This window comes from Vibrio hangzhouensis (genome assembly GCF_900107935.1).
Lineage (GTDB): Bacteria > Pseudomonadota > Gammaproteobacteria > Enterobacterales > Vibrionaceae > Vibrio > Vibrio hangzhouensis.
Genome location: NZ_FNVG01000003.1, coordinates 277656 through 297199, shown reverse-complemented (window position 1 = coordinate 297199; position 19544 = coordinate 277656). Strand labels below are relative to the sequence as shown.

The following is a 19544-nucleotide window of genomic DNA, read 5'->3' as shown; positions in this document are numbered from 1 at the left end:
CAACAAGTTATAACGACAAAACATACAGCAAATGTGAGGTGACTCGCATTAATTTTTATTTAAAATAATTAAATAATTCACCTGGCGAGGTGCTATTGATTTTATTTTTATTTTTATACCTGCCAATTATTTTTGAAGTAACTCGCAAAAAAAAAGAGCTCCAACTATGGAGCTCTTTTAGAATATAAATAAATCATCAGGACATTAATGCTATTAGATCATCTTCTGTCTTAATTTCAATACCCAGTTCTTGCGCTTTCGCCAATTTCGAGCCCGCATTTTCACCGGCAAATAATATGTCGGTCTTTTTAGATACGCTTCCTGTCACTTTCGCTCCCAATGCCTGCAGAGCTGCTTTTGCATCATTGCGATTTAACTGTGACAAAGAACCGGTAAGCACGACCGTTTTGCCAGCCAAAGGCTGTGGCATATCGTCATCCAACTCTTCAATGGCAGCCCAATGCACACCCGCCACAAGCAATGCGCTTATCACTTGCTGGTTGGACTCTTCTGCGAAAAAGAAGCGGATGTGTTTTGCAACAATTTCACCAACATCCTGAACGTCAATCAGCTGCTCATGCGTCGCACTCATGATGGCATCCAGAGTCTTAAAATGTGAGGCCAGATTCGCTGCCGTCGCCTCACCTACTTCTCTGATACCTAATGAATACAGAAAACGCGCCAGGGTCGTTTCTTTCGAGGCATTGAGCGCATTGACCACATTTTGCGCCGATTTGGGTCCCATCCGCTCAAGAATAGTCAGCTGACCGGCTGACAACTTAAACAGGTCGGCTGGCGTTTCTACCATTTCCTTATCCACCAGCTGCTCTATAACCTTCTCACCCAGCCCATCAACATCCAGTGCTTTACGAGAGACAAAGTGTTTAAGCGCCTCTTTACGTTGCGCCTGACACACTAAGCCGCCGGTACAACGAGCTACAGCTTCCCCTTCGATACGTTCAATCAGTGACGAACACACTGGACATTCGGTTGGGAAAACAATCTCACTCGCCTCATCTGGGCGACGCTCCGGCACATAGGAAACAATCTGCGGAATCACGTCACCCGCTCGGCGAATGATCACACTGTCGCCAATCTTGACACCCAAGCGAGCAATCTCGTCTGCATTATGCAGCGTTGCATTACTGACAGTAACTCCACCAACGAAAACGGGCTCCAGTTTTGCCACTGGTGTAATTGCACCAGTTCGACCCACCTGGAAATCAACCGCATTCAGGACCGTAATTTCTTCTTGAGCCGGGAACTTATACGCAATGGCCCACCTAGGCGCTCTGGCGACAAAACCGAGTTGTTCCTGCAGTGCAATGTCATCGACTTTAATAACCACGCCATCAATCTCATATTCGAGAGCGTCGCGCTTTTCCTGTATCTGTTTATGGTAAGCCTTGACCTCAGCAATACTATCAACACGGCGTGTTTCCGGCCCCATAGGGAAACCCAGTGATTTGAGTTTCAGAAAGCGCTCATAGTGACTGGCTGGTAACTCCGCTCCCTCAACCACGCCCAGACTGTAAGCATAAAAACTCAAGGGTCTGGTCGCTGTAATGCGAGAGTCCAGTTGACGTAAGCTTCCTGCCGCCGCGTTTCTTGGGTTCACGAACACCTTTTCGCCCTTTTTCGCAGCCAGCTCATTGAGTCTCTCGAATCCGGCTTTCGGCATGAACACTTCGCCACGCACCTCCATTCGGGCAGGGATATCAGGGCCTTGCAACCTGAGCGGAATCGCACTGATGGTTCTTACGTTTTCGGTAATGTTTTCCCCTGTGGTGCCATCTCCGCGAGTAGCTGCCTGGACAAGAACGCCATTTTCATACAATAGGCTGACCGCCAGACCGTCAAGTTTCACTTCACAGCAATAGGCGCCAACATCAAGACGATTGAGCCGGTCTGAGATTCGCTTGTTAAAACCGTCAAGATCTTCGTCAGAGAAAGCATTATCGAGCGACAGCATAGGGATCTCATGTCTTACCTGAGTAAAGCTATCTAGGGGCAATCCCCCTACGCGCTGACTTGGTGAATCCACCGTTACCCACTCCGGATGCTCTGCTTCAATTGCGAGCAGTTCCTGCATCATTCGATCATACTCAGCATCAGGGATTTCTGGGCTGTCTTCTACGTAATATTTTACCCCATGATAATGGAGCTGTTCTTTGAGTTCATTTAATCGTTGTTGAGACATGGTGTACCTTAGTCATACAGATAAAAAAGGCTCCAATGGAGCCTTTTCTCTAGGTCTGGGCGTCAATTACGCACTGGCTTTAGCTGCGTTAAAGTCTTGAATTTGTTTGCGATAGGCATCCAGCCTGTTCGGTGTCATCAGGTTGCGTTTGTCATCAAGAACATTGCCCCCCAAGTCATCCGCTATTTGCTGTGCGGTACGAAGCATCAACTTAAAGTTTTGCTCTGCTTCACCAAAACACGGCAACGTCATAAAGAAGGAAATCCCTTTGGTGGTGAAAGTGGCAGGATCATCATGTTGTAAGGTTCCAGGTTGCATCATGTTGGCAACACTGAACAGCACTTTTCCGGTTCCGGACAAGTCAGCATGTCGGTGGAAAATATCCATCTCACCGTAAATCAAACCATTTTGGCGCATGCTATCAAAAAGCTGAGTCCCCACGAAGTCCTCCGCCCCTGCACTGTGCACATTTAATACGATGACCTGCATTTCCGGCTCTGCTGGTTCACTACTTTGTACTGCTTGTACTTTTTCTTCAGTCGCTGTGTTTAATTTTGAATCTGCCACGGTCTGTAGCGGCTCATCCTCAGCGTCATCTTCTAGCACATTAAGGTCGATTTTCGGTTCCAGCTTTTCAAATTCGTCATTGTCAGAAGTTGCCGTGAAAGATGGGATGTCATCTTCGACATCCTTCTGCTGAGCTTGCTCCGTAGTCTCGGGGGCTGCTTCGTCTTCAGAGCGTTGAAATTCTGCTGCAGGGACGGACTCCGGCTCGCTGTCCGTACTGTCTGTTTTCGTTAATACATCATCCAGAGGATCGTAAGCAGGCTGTTGATTCAAACCAAAGTCGGGCTCACTGCGTGTTTTACGGATAATCTCGAAGTCATCCTCAGGCGCAACGTATTCCTCGTCCTGATGCGCTTTTTCGTCTAGCTTTCCTAACGGCCTGTCACCGAATTTTTTCTGTCCTTCTTTTTTGCTAGACCATAAGCCATGAAACAGCAGCGCCGCGATAGCTAAGGCACCGACAATAATGAGTACGAATCGCAATTCCTGCATTGTTTGCTCTCAATGTTAAAAAATAGTCCTTAAAGAGATGCATTCACATCTCAACTCACCCTACTTTACCAAAACTCCATAGACTATTAGAACACCTTAGTATAAGAAGTTTGTGATTTCCTTAAGTCTTTTTTGATATAGTCGAGCTAAAACCTATATAGCAAACTGTGAAAAGGACGCCTATTTTGAACAAAGCTAAGACAGGACTGGGGTATTTTCACCAGGGTTTCCAAATTGCGTTTACCCCTGGCATTCGCCGCTATGTGCTGCTCCCTTTGCTGGCCAATATTCTGTTGGTCGGCTCTGCAATGTACTATCTGTTTTCCAACCTAAACGCCTGGATAGAGGGTTGGCTTGGCTACCTTCCAGAATTTCTATCCTGGTTGAGCTATATACTATGGCCTCTGTTGGCGATCACCATCATGGCCACCTTTTCGTATTTTTTTAGTACCTTAGCTAACTTTATTGCCGCCCCATTTAATGGTCTTTTGGCCGAAAAAGTGGAAGAGATGCTCACTGGGAAAAAAGTCAGTGATGAAGGGCTAATGAGCGTGATAAAAGATGTCCCAAGAATTATGGCGCGGGAATGGCGCAAACTGCTTTATACCTTACCCAAAGCTATCGGCCTATTCCTACTGCTGCTTATTCCGGCACTTGGACAAACCGTAGGGCCGTTCCTGTGGTTTATCTTTACTGCCTGGATGTTAGCGATCCAATACTGTGATTATCCGTTTGATAACCACAAAGTACCATTCAATGACATGCGTTTGGCGTTAAAGCAGAAACAAGGTAAAGCCTATGGCTTTGGCATGTTAGTCTCTCTGTTTACCGCCGTGCCTATTTTAAACCTGTTCATTGTTCCAGTATCGGTGTGCGGCGCCACTGCCATGTGGGTACAGGAGTTTCGCGAACAACACGGGTAAGTTACCGACAAAATCTGGCATGAGTATCCGAGCCTCTGACAAGCTTACTGTTTTTTCCCCGTTATCGAACCCTTCCCCCTTATAATTCATAAAGGGGGAACCAAGAGGGTGGCACTAACTTACGGTTTAAGCGCCTGTCTGTTAAACGTATTGTGCCCACACTTAGGGCAATCAGAAATCGTTGTTGGATGATTATACTCGGTCTTGTGGCCACACTCTTCACAGACCAGCACACCCAAACCAATCATCTCACCCGAGGTGTATACTCCTTGATGCTCAAGATCCTGAAACAGCTCCACCCACTCAACTTTCGTTCTGTCAGTGATCTCCAACAGCCCTTGCCAAACAGAGTTAGCGATCATCAGGTAAAACGGACCGCTTTTGCTCTCCTCGTAATTGTCTGCAAACTCCTTCAAGTCTGACTTCACATACGCCGAAATGAGAGCCATTTCGTCTTTTGTCATATCGTTCGCAGCTTCTACCACCTGCCCCGACTTTTCGAGAATATGTTGTAACTCCTCAGGGCTGTGTTTTAGGTTATCCACCACATCTTCGATCATTTCTTCATAACTGGTTTTACGCTTAGGCATACATCCCCCTGTTTATCCAAAGTAGATGCGTCAACTTCATCTACGAAGGGTATATTGACTATTGTTGACCGAGCTTCCTTTAGGTATTCTATGACGATCTATTAGTCTCTGTTAGAACAGAACTCACAAATTCCAAGATAACCGGAAATCATCGATGCAAGAACAATACAACCCGCAAGATATTGAACGTAAAGTTCAACAGCACTGGGACAACAATGAAACCTTTGTTGTAAGTGAAGACCCAAATAAAGAAAAATTCTACTGTCTGTCTATGTTCCCTTACCCAAGTGGACGACTGCATATGGGTCACGTGCGCAACTACACTATCGGTGATGTGGTATCACGCTTCCAACGCCTACAGGGAAAAAACGTAATGCAACCAATTGGTTGGGACGCTTTTGGCCTGCCTGCAGAAAACGCGGCGGTAAAAAACAATACGGCACCGGCACCATGGACGTACGAAAACATTGAGTACATGAAGAACCAGCTAAAGCTGTTGGGCTTTGGTTACGACTGGAACCGCGAATTCGCAACATGTACACCCGAGTACTACCGTTGGGAGCAAGAGTTCTTCACTAAGCTTTATCAAAAAGGTCTTGTGTACAAGAAAACGTCTTCGGTTAACTGGTGTCCAAACGACATGACGGTTCTTGCAAACGAACAGGTTGAAGATGGCTGCTGCTGGCGTTGTGATACGCCTGTAGAGCAAAAAGAGATCCCACAATGGTTTATCAAGATCACAGAATACGCACAAGAGCTTCTTGATGATCTGGACAACCTTGAAGGTTGGCCTGACATGGTTAAGACCATGCAGCGCAACTGGATTGGCCGTTCTGAAGGTGTCGAGCTCAAGTTTGAAGTTCAAGGTCAACAAGACCTAGAAGTATATACAACTCGTCCAGATACGCTAATGGGCGTGACTTACGTAGGCATCGCAGCGGGTCACCCTCTTGCAGCAGTAGCGGCAGAGAACAACCCTGAGCTTGCCGCATTCATCGAAGAGTGCAAAAACAACAAGGTTGCTGAAGCAGAGCTTGCGACAATGGAAAAGAAAGGCATGGCAACAGGCCTAACTGCCATTCACCCATTGAACGGTCGTGAAGTACCAGTTTATGCCGCTAACTTTGTACTAATGGATTACGGCACGGGCGCTGTTATGGCAGTTCCTGGTCACGACCAACGCGACTTTGAGTTTGCGACTAAATACGGTCTAGACATTCTGCCTGTGATTAAGCCAACGGATGGTAGCGAGCTAGACATCTCTGAAGCAGCTTACACAGAGAAAGGCGTACTATTTAACTCAGGTGAGTTCGATGGACTTGAGTTCCAAGCAGCATTCGATGCAATTGCCGCAAAACTGGAAGCTGAAGGTAAAGGTCACAAGACAGTAAACTTCCGTCTACGCGACTGGGGTGTATCTCGTCAACGCTACTGGGGTGCGCCAATCCCAATGGTCACCACTGAAGATGGTGAAGTTCATCCAGTACCCGCTGACCAACTACCGGTTATTCTTCCAGAAGACGTAGTCATGGACGGCGTGACTAGCCCAATCAAAGCAGACAAAGAGTGGGCGAAGACCACATTCAACGGCGAACCAGCGCTTCGTGAGACAGACACGTTCGATACGTTTATGGAGTCTTCTTGGTATTATGCGCGTTACTGCTCACCACAAGCGGATGACATCCTAGACCCAGAAAAAGCAAATTACTGGCTACCCGTAGATCAGTACATCGGTGGTATCGAGCACGCTTGTATGCACCTTCTGTACTCGCGCTTCTTCCACAAACTACTTCGTGACGCAGGTTACGTAACCTCTGACGAGCCGTTCAAGCAATTGCTATGTCAAGGCATGGTGCTGGCTGATGCATTCTACTTTGAGAATGATAAAGGCGGTAAAGAGTGGGTTGCACCGACTGACGTTGCTGTAGAGCGTGACGGTAAAGGTCGTATCACTTCTGCAAAAGACAACCAAGGTCGCGACGTTGAGCACTCAGGCATGATCAAAATGTCTAAGTCAAAGAACAACGGTATCGACCCGCAAGAGATGGTAGATAAGTACGGTGCAGATACCGTTCGTCTATTTATGATGTTTGCTTCACCTGCTGACATGACTCTTGAGTGGCAGGAGTCTGGCGTTGAAGGTGCTAATCGCTTCCTTAAGCGTGTCTGGAAACTAGTAAACGAGCACGCTTCGAAAGGTACAGCAGAAGCTGTTGACACAGCAGCACTTTCTGGTGATCAAAAAGCGCTACGTCGCGACGTTCACAAGACTATCGCGAAAGTGACTGACGATATCGACCGTCGTCAAACGTTCAACACAGCAATCGCAGCTATCATGGAACTTATGAACAAGCTAGCGAAAGCACCTCAAGAGTCGGCACAAGACCGTGCTATCCTTGATGAAGCACTGAAAGCTGTGGTTGCTATGCTCTACCCAATCACTCCACATATCTCATTCGAAATGTGGGCTGCTCTGGGCGAGTCAGATATCGACAACGCAGTGTGGCCAACATTCGACGAAAAAGCGCTGGTTGAAGATGAGAAACTGATCGTGGTTCAGGTTAACGGCAAGCTACGTGCTAAGCTGACTGTGGCAGCTGACGCAACCAAAGAGCAGGTCGAAGAGCTAGGCCTTAACGATGAAAACGTCACCAAATTCACTGATGGTAAGACCATCCGTAAAGTGATCTACGTACCAGGTAAGCTGCTGAATATTGTAGCGAACTAAACGTAATCTCTTTATGATATTCAGAGTCGCAGGCGTTGTCCTGCGACTCTTTATTCACTCAGCAAAGTCTTATTTAAGGGTCACTCGTGGCGTTTAGATAAGCCTTTTTAACAGACCTGCGGTAACCATGCGCCTAATAAAACACAAACTGTCACAAGCCAGCTTCGTCATCCTGCTTTCAACCCTGCTTACCGCCTGTGGTTTTCATTTGCGTGGTGAATATACCATCCCAGACGGAATCGATAAGATATCAGTTACTAGTTATGATCCGTACGGTAAAATAACAAAACTGGTCAAAGAGCAATTAAGACTCAGCAAAATAGAACTCGTAGCACCAAGGCCTGATATCACAAACTTACATATTTCAAGTGAATCGATTAGTGACCGCACTTTGTCACTCTACCAGAATACACGAGCAGCTGAAAAAGAAGTCAATTACCGTGTTAACTACCGAGTTACCATCCCACAGATAGGTTCAAAAAACTTCTCTGCCCAGATTAGCCGCAGCTACCTTGATAACCCGCTTTCTGCTTTGGCAAAGTCGGAAGAGAGATCTCTTATCGAAGATGAAATGCGCGAGTTTTCCGCACAACAGATGATGCGTCAAATGGCTCGTTTAAAGACAGAAATTGAGGAGTTTGAATCGAATCAGCAACCTTCGACTCCGGCAACCTCAGACTCCAGTAGCAATACTCAGTCGTAACCTCGATAGGAAAGTCACGTGAGAGTTTTTGCAGATCGCTTGGGAGAAACCCTTAGCCGTCAATGGCACCGCTGTTATCTCCTGTTTGGCAACGAGCCGCTATTCATTCAGGAGAGTCGCGATCACATCATCCAGAAAGCCAAGCAGCTGGGGTTTGAAGAACACCACCGCTTTGCTGTCGACAGTTCATTAGACTGGAATGACGTTTACGACTGTACTCAGGCGCTCAGCCTGTTTAGTTCCAGACAGATTATTGAACTGACCCTTCCTGAGTCGGGCGTCAATGCTACTATCGCCAAGCAACTTCTGGAGATTGCGGAGCAGTTGCATGAAGACATTGTACTCATTGTTACCGGGACAAAACTCACCCGTGCACAAGAATCAGCTAAGTGGTTCAAGGCGTTAAACGGTTGTTTGGTCACCTGCGCAACTCCAGATATTAAACACTTGCCCCAGTGGGTAATGAGACGTTGCAGCCAAGTTGGACTGCATGCCGACCACGAGGCAATTCAGTTGCTGTGCCAGTGGCATGAAGGCAACCTGTTCGCTCTTTCGCAAAGCCTGCAAAAGTTGGCTCTGCTGTTTCCGGATGGGCAATTGACCATGATTCGAGTGCAAGAATCGCTGAGTCGCCACAATCATTTCACTGTGTTCCACTGGATTGATGCGATTCTTGAAGGTAAGCCCAAACGCGCAGATCGCGTACTGGGACAGCTGGAAGCAGAAGGTATCGAAGCCATTATCTTGCTGCGTACAATCCAGAAAGAATTGATGCAGTTAATCAAAATGCAGCAGATGTTGTCACAATCAACACTCAGCCAGGTATTTGAGCGTTTTAGAGTCTGGCAAAATAAAAAACCGCTCTACAGCGCAGCGCTTCAACGTTTGCCACTATCCAGACTGAAGCAGGCTATCCAATTGCTGGCTTGCATTGAAGTACAGGCAAAAACCCAATATGAGCAAAGTCCCTGGCCCTTTATTCACCAATTGACCCTGAATCTGAGTTCGACTGACAGCCGCCTGTCTTTACAGCCTTAAAATCATGTTATAATTGCTGGTCAGTCGAGTTCTCATGCTCAACCCCATTTCAAAACCATTGAGGAATTCCTTTTGCAACGCGAAGATTTGAAACTTTTCCTAGCCGATAAAGCCGACGATATGAAGGCCCAAGACATTGTAACTATTGATGTTGAGGGAAAATCAAGCGTGACCGACTTTATGATTGTCTGCACGGGAACATCTAAAAGGCATGTCATCTCCATCGCCGATCACGTTGCTTCTGAAGTCAAGAAAGCCGGAATGGAACCTCTTGGCATTGATGGTGACCAAGAAGGAGAATGGGTCGTACTCGATATGGGCTCTACCATGCTTCACGTGATGCAAGAACAACATCGTGAACTGTACCAACTAGAAAAGCTTTGGAGCTAATGGTTTGAAACTTCAACTCATCGCTGTCGGCACAAAAATGCCAAAGTGGGTCGAAGAAGGCTTTCAGGAATACAAACGCCGCTTCCCACATGATATGCCGCTGGAACTGGTCGAGATTGCTGCGGGGAAACGGGGTAAAAACGCCGATATCGCACGTATTCTTCAAAAAGAAGGGGAAGCGATGCTGGCTGCTGTACCAAAAGGCAACCGAATCGTGACACTGGATATCCCCGGCAGGAAGTGGGACACCCCACAACTGGCAGAACAATTGGAAAGCTGGAAACTGGATGGCCGAGATGTGTCCATACTCATCGGTGGCCCTGAAGGTCTGGCTCCTGCGTGCAAGGCGGCGGCAGATCAGAGTTGGTCTCTGTCGGCATTAACACTCCCCCACCCTCTGGTAAGAATCGTCATGGCCGAGAGTCTATATCGCGCCTGGTCGATCACCGCTAATCACCCTTACCATAGAGAGTAATTCAACCATCTATGAAACGTAAACGCAGCCAGATACGGGATCATCAGGCAGAAGCACGGCTATTCACGAGCCGTGCTATCGTGGCATTCGTGTTTATCATCGCGATGATGTTAGTGCTGATCGCTAACCTCTACAACATCCAGGTTAACCAGTACCAAGACTATAAAACCCGTTCCAACGACAATCGAATCAAAGTGGTACCTATCGCCCCTAACCGCGGGCTGATTTACGACCGAAGCGGCATCTTACTAGCCGAAAATCGTCCGGTTTTTAACCTTGAGATCACCCCTGAAAAGGTGAAAAACATGGATAAAACCATTGCCGGACTTCGAGCGTTTCTGGACATTCCGGAAGAAAGAGTGGAAGCCTTCGAACGCGATAGAAAAAGAACGCGTCGATTCAAGTCGATTCCTCTTCTCACTCAATTGACCGAAGAGCAGGTGGCCGTCTTTTCTGTTCATCAGCACAAATTCCCCGGAGTTGAGATTGCTGCGAACCTGAAGCGTTACTACCCATTTGGCGATGTACTAACTCATGTTATCGGCTACGTGTCGCGCATCAACGATCGAGACATGAGACGCCTGATTCGCGAGGAAAAAGACTCGAATTATCAAGCGACCAGGGACATTGGTAAGCTGGGTATTGAGCGATACTACGAAGACATTTTGCACGGAACCGCTGGCTATCAGGAAGTAGAGGTCAACAGCCGTGGACGCATACTTCGCACCCTTAAGTTTGTTCCTCCGATTCCAGGCAAAGACATCGTTCTTAACCTCGACATTAAACTGCAGCTCAAAGTACATAAACTGCTGGCCGGGCGACGAGGCTCGGCGATCATTCTTGACCCGAATGACAACGGTGTACTGGCAATGGTCTCCAGCCCGAGCTATGACCCGAACGCGTTTGTAAATGGTATCTCAGGCAAAGCGTATCGAGCTTTGTTGGATGATAAAAATCGTCCGCTGGTTAACCGCGCCACATTAGGCATTTACCCCCCCGCCTCTACGGTCAAGCCGTTTATTGCCGTAGGTGCTCTGGAAGAAGGGGTCATTACCACCAAAACCACGCGCAACGACCCGGGCTACTGGCGTATTCCAAATTCTAAGACTCGTCCTTTCCGTGACTGGTTGCGCTGGGGACACGGAAAAGTCGATATCCTCAAAGCAATTGAAGAGTCAGTGGATACCTTCTACTACCAGATTGCCTATGATATGGGGATAGACAGACTATCCAAATGGATGATGATGTTCGGTTTCGGGGACTACACCGGTATCGATATCTACGAAGAAAGCAAAGCCAACATGCCCACCCGTGAATGGAAAATGGCACGGCACAGAACCCCATGGTATCAGGGAGACACAATCCCTGTAGGTATCGGCCAGGGTTACTGGACTGCCACGCCGATGCAAATTGCCAAAGCGACCTCCGTATTGGTGAACCGCGGCGAAGTTTTGTCTCCTCACCTATTACGGGCAACCATCAACAACGGGGACAGTTTCGATCACCAGGTATTGGCAGAGGTTGACTCTCGTCCGCCGATTACTGGTGTTCAGGAAAACTATTGGGATATCGCCTTAGAGGGTATGCGCCTGGTAAACCACGGTGTCAAAGGCACTGCACGTCGTGCATTTAAAAACATGCCTTATCACTCAGGTGGTAAGTCAGGGACAGCCCAGGTGTTCAGTCTGGCAGAGGATCAGGAATACAACGCTGAAGAGCTGGAAGAACACTTAAAGGATCACGCTTTGTTTACCGGTTTTGCGCCGTTCAAAGATCCTAAGATCGTTGTCACCGTCGTGCTAGAGAATGCCGGAGGCGGCTCCTCTAATGGTGCGCCAGTGGCTCGCCAACTGTTCGATTTAGCCTTGCTTGATGAAAAGAGTGAAGAAGAATGAGATTTGACCCATCAACAGGACAAAACAGAGTGCTGTTTGAGCGCTTTCATATCGACTTGCCTCTGCTACTAGGCATTTTGGCTCTCATGGCTTTTGGCCTTATCGTCATGTATAGCGCCAGTGGCCAAAGTCTGGCAATGATGGACCGCCAGGCGATGCGCATGGTCTTGTCCCTGACTGTGATGATCATTCTGGCGCAGATTTCCCCCAGAACCTACGAAACGCTTGCACCAGCCATGTTTTTTGCCGGTGTATTGCTGTTACTTGGAGTGCTGTTCTTTGGTGAAGCCTCAAAGGGCGCGCAGCGCTGGCTCAATCTCGGCTTCGTGCGCTTTCAGCCATCTGAATTACTCAAGCTTGCGGTGCCCCTCATGGTCGCACGCTACATAGGCAAACGTTCTTTACCCATCACCTTCCAAACTTTGGTGATTTCACTGGTCATGGTCTTTGTCCCCACCATACTGATCGCCAAACAGCCTGATCTGGGCACCTCTATCCTGATTGCCGCATCCGGTATTTTTGTTATCTTTCTGGCAGGCATTAGCTGGAAAATTATCTTCGGCGCTGTGGTTGCTCTGGGCGCATTTATCCCAGTGCTTTGGTTCTTCTTAATGCGCGAGTACCAGAAGGTTCGTGTGAGAACATTATTTGACCCGGAGTCGGATCCGCTAGGTGCTGGGTATCATATCATTCAGAGTAAGATTGCTATTGGCTCTGGCGGCATTGCCGGTAAAGGCTGGATGCAAGGAACACAATCGCAGCTGGAATTCATTCCAGAACGACATACTGACTTTATTTTTGCAGTTATTGCCGAAGAATGGGGCATGATAGGCATCTTAATGTTGCTGGCACTGTACCTATTTATCATCGGTCGTGGTCTATATCTGGCCAGTTCAGCGCAAACCGCATTTGGACGAATGATGGCGGGCAGTATCGTACTCAGCTTTTTTGTTTACGTTTTCGTAAATATTGGTATGGTAAGCGGTATATTACCGGTAGTGGGTGTTCCGTTGCCGCTCGTCAGTTATGGCGGGACCTCAATGGTAACGCTGATGGCTGGCTTTGGCATTCTCATGTCAATTCACACTCACAGAAAAGCATTTTCGAAGGCAACGTAATGAAAGCGATTTTTCACAGCAGCAAACAGCAAGCTTTGGCGACCTTAGTTGCCGGACTTTTCTTACTTGCGGGCTGCTCCTCTTCCAGCAGCCGTTACGACCTCGCTGATGACGTGGCGCCTAAAACTCCAATTTCTGTTGATCATATTGAAGGCGCTCAGCCCAAATATGAGCCCTACAGCTTAGGCGGCAATAAGAACTACAAGCTACGCGGTAATAGCTACCAAATCATCAAAGATCCTGCAGGCTTTAAAGAACGCGGTCAGGCATCCTGGTATGGTAAGAAGTTTCATGGCCATTTGACTTCAAATGGTGAAGTGTATGACATGTACTCGATGTCGGCGGCGCACAAAACATTGCCTCTACCGAGCTATGTCAAAGTCACTAATCTGGACAACGGTAAAGAGACCATCGTGCGTGTCAACGACCGCGGTCCCTTTCATGAAGGACGAATCATCGACTTAAGCTATGCCGCTGCGAGTAAACTTGATGTGATCAAAACCGGTACGGCTAACGTCGAAATTGAAGTGATCATCGTTGAGCGTCCTAATGGAGAACACACAAAAAATAGGCATCCTGAATATGCAATCCAGGTTGCAGCCTCTCCTCATAAAGATCGTATTGAAACTTTATCGAGTGAGCTTGGTCAAAAACTGTCGGTGGACACCTTTCTGTCACCAGTGAAAAGTAACTATCGTCTGATGTTAGGACCATTCCAGGACTATAAGCACACTCAAGACATCCTTGAACAAGTGCAAAAAATTGGTTACTCCTCAGCTTTCGTCAAAAAAATGTAAACATCATTGACATAAATAGCAGATGTTACTTAGTGTAGGCTATCTAGTTTGCCACGCCCAATCTGTTAATATACGGACAATTAACGAATTAATGTATTCAAATGAATAAGAACCAATCTTCTATGAAATTACTAACTTCTATTGCTCTTACCGCATCTTTGGCAGCCACTTCTGCCTCTGCGGCCCCTGTTGTTATGCCAGATGCACCACAAATCGCAGCTAAAGGCTTTGTGTTGATGGATTACAACTCGGGTAAAGTACTTGCTGAAAAAGAGATGAACACTCAACTTCATCCGGCAAGCCTGACAAAAATGATGACAAGCTACGTCATCGGTCAAGAGCTTAAACGCGGTAATATCAGCCCACAAGATGAAGTCACCATCAGTAAAAACGCTTGGGCTAAGAATTTCCCTGATTCTTCAAAAATGTTCATTGAAGTGGGCACAAAAGTCAGTGTTGAAGAGCTGAATAAAGGCATCATCATTCAGTCAGGTAATGATGCGTGTGTTGCAATGGCCGAGCATATTGCCGGCTCCGAAGACGCCTTCGTTGATTTGATGAACGCGTGGGCGAAATCTATCGGCATGACCAACTCTCACTTTGCAAACGTGCATGGTCTGGATAACGCAGATCTTTATTCCACACCTTATGATATGGCTCTTTTGGGCCGCGCATTGATTCGCGATGTACCGGATGAGTACCGCATCTACTCGGAAAAGAAATTCACCTACAACGGCATCACGCAATACAACCGCAACGGTTTGTTGTGGGATAAGAGCATGAACGTTGATGGCATTAAAACCGGTCATACGAGCAAAGCAGGATACAGCCTGGTAAGTTCAGCGACTGAAGGCAAGATGCGTTTAGTTGCGGTTGTTATGGGCACGAAAAACGCCAATGCCCGCAAGTCAGAAAGCAAAAAGCTACTTAGCTATGGCTTCCGTTTCTTTGAAACCGTCAACCCACACAAAGCTAACGAGACTTTCGTAGAAGAAAAAGTGTGGATGGGTGACAAAGACGCCGTGGCCCTGGGTGTAGACCAAGACACTTATGTTACTTTGCCACGCGGTCAGGCAAAAAATCTAAAAGCCAGCTTCGTACTTGAAAAGCAGCTAGAAGCACCAATATCTAAGGGTGATGTCGTTGGTAAGCTATACTATCAACTAGAAGGCGAAGATGTTGCTGAATACCCATTACTGGCGCTTGAAGATGTTCAGGAAGGTAGCCTATTCAGCCGCTTATGGGATTATATCGTATTACTTTTCAAGAGCTTGTTCTAAGCACGCCATAAAGTAACCAAGTCTCTGTAAAGCCGCTTTATGCGGCTTTATTTTATGTTGGCTTGAGATCATCCACATAAGGCATTACTATTCGCCACGTTATAACGAATTGGTATTTTTGGAGTCCCTATTATGTTGACCATCAACTCTGATGCAAAACTCAAAGACCTGCTAGAGTTCCCTTGCTCTTTTACATTCAAAGTGATGGGTTACGCGAAACCAGAGCTTCCAGAGAAAGTACTGGAAGTGATTCAGCGTCATGCCCCAGGGGACTACAGCCCAACGATTAAACCAAGTGCTAAAGGCAACTACCACGCAGTATCCATCAACATCACTGCGACCTCTATTGAGCAGGTAGAGACCCTTTATAAAGAGCTTGGTGAAATCGACATTGTTCGCATGGTTCTATAAAAAATTTAATTTATCAAATTTTTTTGAAAGCAGCTTAGGCTGCTTTCTTTTTATTTATCAAATGGATAGCTTATAAACGCTAATCAAGCGTTAAGAATTCGTTATTTATTGGTAGTTCAAATCCATCAACATGTTTATAATGCGAATACTTTATTAAGTAACGACGAGGTGACTGGTGGAAAATCAGCTAGTTGTAAGAAAGCTTGGACGAAAAGACTATGAACCAGTCTGGAAAGCCATGCATGATTTCACTGACAATCGTACTGAAGCTACTCGCGACGAAGTCTGGTTAGTGGAGCACAACCCTGTGTTCACTCAAGGACAAGCCGGTAAGGCTGAGCACCTGCTCAACACGGGTGATATTCCCGTCGTTCAAAGCGATCGTGGCGGTCAGGTCACTTACCACGGCCCAGGCCAGTTAGTCGCTTACTTTCTCATTAATCTACGACGCAAAAAACTGGGTGTGCGCGAACTGGTCACACACATCGAGAATCTCGTTATTCAAACGTTAAATGCGTATAATATCGAATCCGCAGCGAGACCCGATGCACCTGGCGTTTACGTTGATGATAAAAAAGTGTGTTCTTTGGGGCTTCGCATTCGAAAAGGGTGCTCTTTCCACGGACTGGCGCTTAACATCAACATGGATCTGTCACCATTCCTGAGAATCAACCCCTGCGGCTATGCGGGTATGGAGATGGTTCAGGTTAGCCAGCTCGGCGGTCCACAACAGGTGGGCGTCGTAGAAGACGAATTAATCAAAGCACTTATAACAATACTTGATTATGAACAAGTAGAATTCAGCGAAGAAGCATAAGACGATGAGCAAACCTATCCAAATGGAAAAAGGCGTTAAGTACCGTGACGCTGATAAAATGGCACTGATTCCTGTTAAGAACATGCCAACCGAGCAAAAAGAGATCCTTCGTAAACCTGAATGGATGAAGATCAAACTGCCAGCCGATAGCCAGCGCATCCAAGATATCAAGTCTGCGATGCGTAAAAACGACCTGCACTCGGTTTGTGAAGAAGCGTCCTGCCCTAACCTGGCTGAATGCTTCAATCACGGTACGGCCACTTTTATGATTCTCGGTGCGATCTGTACTCGTCGCTGTCCATTCTGCGACGTTGCTCATGGTCGTCCAAATGCGCCTGAAGCAGGCGAGCCGCAAAAGCTTGCGCAAACCATCAAAGATATGAAGCTTAAATACGTGGTTGTTACCTCGGTTGACCGAGATGATCTGCGTGATGGCGGTGCACAACACTTTGCTGACTGCAACCGAGAAATCCGGACACTTAATCCAGAAATCCGCATTGAAACTCTGGTGCCGGACTTCCGTGGTCGTATGGACGTGGCACTTGAAGCGCTAAAAGATAACCCGCCAGACGTGTTTAACCACAACCTAGAGACCGCGCCTCGCCTGTATCGTAAAGCGCGCCCTGGTGCAAACTACAAATGGTCATTGCAGCTGCTTAAGAAGTTTAAAGAGATGCACCCGGATGTTCCGACGAAGTCGGGGTTGATGATGGGTCTGGGAGAAACCAAAGAAGAGATCGTTGAAGTCCTCAAAGATCTGCGTGAGCACGGCGTGACAATGCTAACTCTTGGCCAGTATCTGGCTCCTAGCCGCCATCACCTGCCAGTAGAACGTTATGTGCCACCATCAGAGTTCGATGAGCTTAAAGAGATCGCTTTGGATTTGGGCTTTACCCATGCTGCATGTGGCCCATTTGTGCGCTCTTCGTACCACGCAGACTTGCAAGCGAAAGGGGTTGAAGTGAAGTAGACCTCTACGCCTTCCCCTGTCTGAACACGGATTCGCCCTTGAAGCAATCCGTGTTTTTTTTGAGAAAATGGTGCAACATGACAATCTCATACTCGCTATTTTATTATTTTTAGGTAGGCTTAAAGAAAAGTATTAATCAATCAAGGATGTAGCATGAAGTTACTTAAAATTGGTTTGCCTATTCTCGCTGCAACGATCATCGCAGGTTGTGCGCAAAACACTCAGCAAGACAATTATCTGGAAGCGTCATTCGAGCTTTGCAATACAGAGGTAAACCTCTACTCCGTCAGCGACGATGGCCGAGTTCGTATCGTTTGTAAGGACGGCTCTAAGTTCGCACTTAACAGCGAAAAAACACTGGATATCATGCGTGATATCAACATCGATTACTGTAATGGCGAAGGCTTAGGCCAGTTTAGCGAGAGTCGCAAGTATTACTCATTCAGATGTAAATCGGGCACCTTGCTTAACATTAATAAGTAGTTATACCCAAGTAACCTCAAGATTCAGCCACTAAAAAAGCGAGCCTCTGGCTCGCTTTTTTTATTCGCTTTAAAGCATCAAAGAATTAAGCGTAAACCGGTAGACGCTTACAGATCTCTAGTACTTTCGCTTTTGTCGCTTCAATCACTGACTCATCGTTAATGTTGTCTAGAACATCACACATCCAGTTAGCAAGCTCAGTCGCGTCTGCTTCGGTGAAGCCACGACGAGTAATAGCTGGAGAACCAACACGAATACCAGACGTTACGAATGGGCTGCGCGGGTCATTTGGTACAGAGTTCTTGTTTACCGTGATGTTTGCTGCACCTAGTGCTGCGTCGGCTTCTTTACCAGTGATGTCTTTGTCGATTAGGTCAACAAGGAACAGGTGGTTTTCAGTACCGTTAGAAACAATCTTATAACCGCGCTCTTGGAACTGAGCCACCATCGCTTTTGCATTCTTAACAACGCGTGCCTGGTACTCTTTAAATTCAGGCTCCATCGCTTCTTTGAACGCTACCGCTTTACCTGCGATAACGTGCATTAGAGGACCACCCTGACCACCTGGGAATACCGCAGAGTTCAGTTTCTTGTACATGTCTTCGCCTGCATTAGACAGGATAAGACCACCGCGAGGACCCGCTAGTGTTTTGTGTGTCGTCGTGGTTACCACATGAGCGTGTGGAACTGGTGTTGGGTAAACACCAGCAGCGATAAGACCCGCTACGTGCGCCATATCAACGAATAGGTAAGCGCCAACCTTGTCTGCGATTTCACGCATGCGAGCCCAATCGACGATTTGGCTGTATGCAGAGAAACCACCGATGATCATCTTAGGCTTGTGCTCTACAGCAAGCTGTTCCATTTCGTCGTAGTTGATTTGACCCGCTTCATCGATGCCGTAAGGAATGACATTGTAGTGCTTACCAGAGAAGTTTACTGGCGAGCCGTGAGTCAGGTGACCACCGTGTGCCAGGCTCATACCTAGAACTGTGTCGCCTGGGTTCAGCAACGCCATATATACTGCGCTGTTCGCTTGAGAGCCAGAGTGAGGCTGAACGTTCGCGTATTCACAACCAAAAAGCTCACAAGCGCGGTCAATCGCTAACGCTTCCGCTTTATCAACATACTCACAGCCACCGTAGTAGCGCTTACCAGGGTAACCTTCAGCGTACTTGTTAGTTAGCTGAGAGCCTTGCGCTTCCATTACGCGAGGGCTAGTGTAGTTTTCCGAAGCGATAAGCTCGATGTGCTCTTCTTGACGAAGTGTCTCTTCTTGAATAGCTGCAAATAGCTCCGCATCGTAATCAGCGATGTTCATATCACGCTTAAGCATCTGTATCTCCTGACTCAGATTGTTCTGAAAGTTTCAAAAAAACCACACAATGACCAAAAGCAAACGTTTTCGTCACCACATTTGATGACTTGCATCATACATAATTTGATCTGGGTCATAAAGGAAAAATTGGAAATTTCTCATGCAGTTTTTTCATAGTGAACCTTAGGTAACATCATGTACGCCTGTGGCGGTACTACGACAAGTACCCTAAGTGTCAATAATTCCATTTACACTGTGTAAAAATTGAATTACATAGGTTTACCGTAAATTTACCCTTCAAGCTACCGAAAAGATCATCTTTTCAATACTATTGCCGCGAATATTGATT

Annotated in this window: 18 protein-coding genes; 14 read left to right on the top strand and 4 right to left on the bottom strand. The window is 47.0% G+C overall.

The genetic code is table 11. The annotated features are described in order from the left end of the window. Positions 1 to 196: 196 nt before the first annotated feature. Both ligA and zipA read right to left on the bottom strand, forming a co-directional pair. The gene (gene ligA / locus C4S60_RS04955) at positions 197 to 2200 is read right to left on the bottom strand and encodes an NAD-dependent DNA ligase LigA (protein ID WP_103879224.1); all 2004 of its coding nucleotides are present in this window, start codon (positions 2198 to 2200) and stop codon (positions 197 to 199) included. A 66-nt stretch (positions 2201 to 2266) separates the two neighbouring features. After that, a complete protein-coding gene (gene zipA / locus C4S60_RS04950) occupies positions 2267 to 3259 on the bottom strand; it encodes a cell division protein ZipA (protein WP_103879223.1) in 993 nt (330 codons plus the stop codon). A gap of 185 nt (positions 3260 to 3444) precedes the next feature. Here zipA and cysZ point away from each other — a divergent pair, with 185 nt between their 5' ends. Next, positions 3445 to 4182 carry a sulfate transporter CysZ gene (gene cysZ, locus C4S60_RS04945; RefSeq protein ID WP_167390956.1) on the top strand — a complete coding sequence of 246 codons (738 nt, stop codon included), beginning with the start codon at positions 3445 to 3447 and terminating at the stop codon, positions 4180 to 4182. A gap of 119 nt (positions 4183 to 4301) precedes the next feature. Here the strand turns inward: cysZ and C4S60_RS04940 are convergent, their stop codons facing one another. Further along, positions 4302 to 4772: a zinc ribbon-containing protein gene (locus C4S60_RS04940; RefSeq protein ID WP_103879222.1), complete on the bottom strand. Its 471-nt coding sequence runs from the start codon at positions 4770 to 4772 to the stop codon at positions 4302 to 4304. 154 nt (positions 4773 to 4926) lie between these two features. On the opposite strand from C4S60_RS04940, the gene leuS reads away from it, so the two are divergent. The 13 genes from leuS to C4S60_RS04875 all read left to right on the top strand — a co-directional run bounded on the left by leuS (position 4927) and on the right by C4S60_RS04875 (position 17877). Next, positions 4927 to 7500, top strand: a complete 2574-nt coding sequence (gene leuS / locus C4S60_RS04935) for a leucine--tRNA ligase (RefSeq protein ID WP_103879221.1) — start codon at positions 4927 to 4929, stop codon at positions 7498 to 7500. A 127-nt stretch (positions 7501 to 7627) separates the two neighbouring features. Continuing rightward, positions 7628 to 8203: an LPS-assembly lipoprotein LptE gene (locus tag C4S60_RS04930; RefSeq protein WP_103879220.1), complete on the top strand. Its 576-nt coding sequence runs from the start codon at positions 7628 to 7630 to the stop codon at positions 8201 to 8203. Positions 8204 to 8221: 18 nt separating this feature from the next. Then, positions 8222 to 9241 carry a DNA polymerase III subunit delta gene (gene holA, locus C4S60_RS04925; protein WP_103879219.1) on the top strand — a complete coding sequence of 340 codons (1020 nt, stop codon included), beginning with the start codon at positions 8222 to 8224 and terminating at the stop codon, positions 9239 to 9241. A 72-nt stretch (positions 9242 to 9313) separates the two neighbouring features. Further along, entirely contained in the window at positions 9314 to 9631 is a 318-nt protein-coding gene (gene rsfS / locus C4S60_RS04920; protein ID WP_103879218.1) for a ribosome silencing factor, read from the top strand. A 4-nt stretch (positions 9632 to 9635) separates the two neighbouring features. Then, positions 9636 to 10106 (top strand): 23S rRNA (pseudouridine(1915)-N(3))-methyltransferase RlmH, encoded by a 471-nt coding sequence (gene rlmH, locus C4S60_RS04915; protein ID WP_103879217.1) that lies wholly within the window; start codon positions 9636 to 9638, stop codon positions 10104 to 10106. 11 nt (positions 10107 to 10117) lie between these two features. Then, positions 10118 to 12001, top strand: coding sequence for a penicillin-binding protein 2 (gene mrdA, locus C4S60_RS04910; RefSeq protein ID WP_103879216.1), 1884 nt, complete (start codon positions 10118 to 10120; stop codon positions 11999 to 12001). Continuing rightward, a complete protein-coding gene (gene rodA, locus C4S60_RS04905; protein WP_103879215.1) occupies positions 11998 to 13119 on the top strand; it encodes a rod shape-determining protein RodA in 1122 nt (373 codons plus the stop codon). Before mrdA ends, rodA begins: the two co-directional genes overlap by 4 nt. After that, positions 13119 to 13916, top strand: a complete 798-nt coding sequence (locus tag C4S60_RS04900) for a septal ring lytic transglycosylase RlpA family protein (protein WP_103879214.1) — start codon at positions 13119 to 13121, stop codon at positions 13914 to 13916. The genes rodA and C4S60_RS04900 overlap by 1 nt, the downstream gene beginning before the upstream one ends. Before the next feature lie 122 nt (positions 13917 to 14038). Further along, positions 14039 to 15196, top strand: coding sequence for a serine hydrolase (locus tag C4S60_RS04895; RefSeq protein ID WP_425275108.1), 1158 nt, complete (start codon positions 14039 to 14041; stop codon positions 15194 to 15196). A 132-nt stretch (positions 15197 to 15328) separates the two neighbouring features. Then, positions 15329 to 15607: a DUF493 family protein YbeD gene (ybeD, locus tag C4S60_RS04890; RefSeq protein WP_042473702.1), complete on the top strand. Its 279-nt coding sequence runs from the start codon at positions 15329 to 15331 to the stop codon at positions 15605 to 15607. A gap of 175 nt (positions 15608 to 15782) precedes the next feature. Further along, positions 15783 to 16424: a lipoyl(octanoyl) transferase LipB gene (lipB, locus tag C4S60_RS04885; protein WP_103879212.1), complete on the top strand. Its 642-nt coding sequence runs from the start codon at positions 15783 to 15785 to the stop codon at positions 16422 to 16424. A 4-nt stretch (positions 16425 to 16428) separates the two neighbouring features. Next, on the top strand, positions 16429 to 17394 hold the full coding sequence (lipA, locus tag C4S60_RS04880) for a lipoyl synthase (RefSeq protein WP_103879211.1): 966 nt from the start codon (positions 16429 to 16431) through the stop codon (positions 17392 to 17394). A 153-nt stretch (positions 17395 to 17547) separates the two neighbouring features. Beyond that, a complete protein-coding gene (locus tag C4S60_RS04875; RefSeq protein ID WP_103879210.1) occupies positions 17548 to 17877 on the top strand; it encodes a hypothetical protein in 330 nt (109 codons plus the stop codon). An 85-nt stretch (positions 17878 to 17962) separates the two neighbouring features. Here the strand turns inward: C4S60_RS04875 and glyA are convergent, their stop codons facing one another. Continuing rightward, positions 17963 to 19213, bottom strand: a complete 1251-nt coding sequence (gene glyA, locus C4S60_RS04870) for a serine hydroxymethyltransferase (protein WP_103879209.1) — start codon at positions 19211 to 19213, stop codon at positions 17963 to 17965. Positions 19214 to 19544 lie beyond the last annotated feature (331 nt).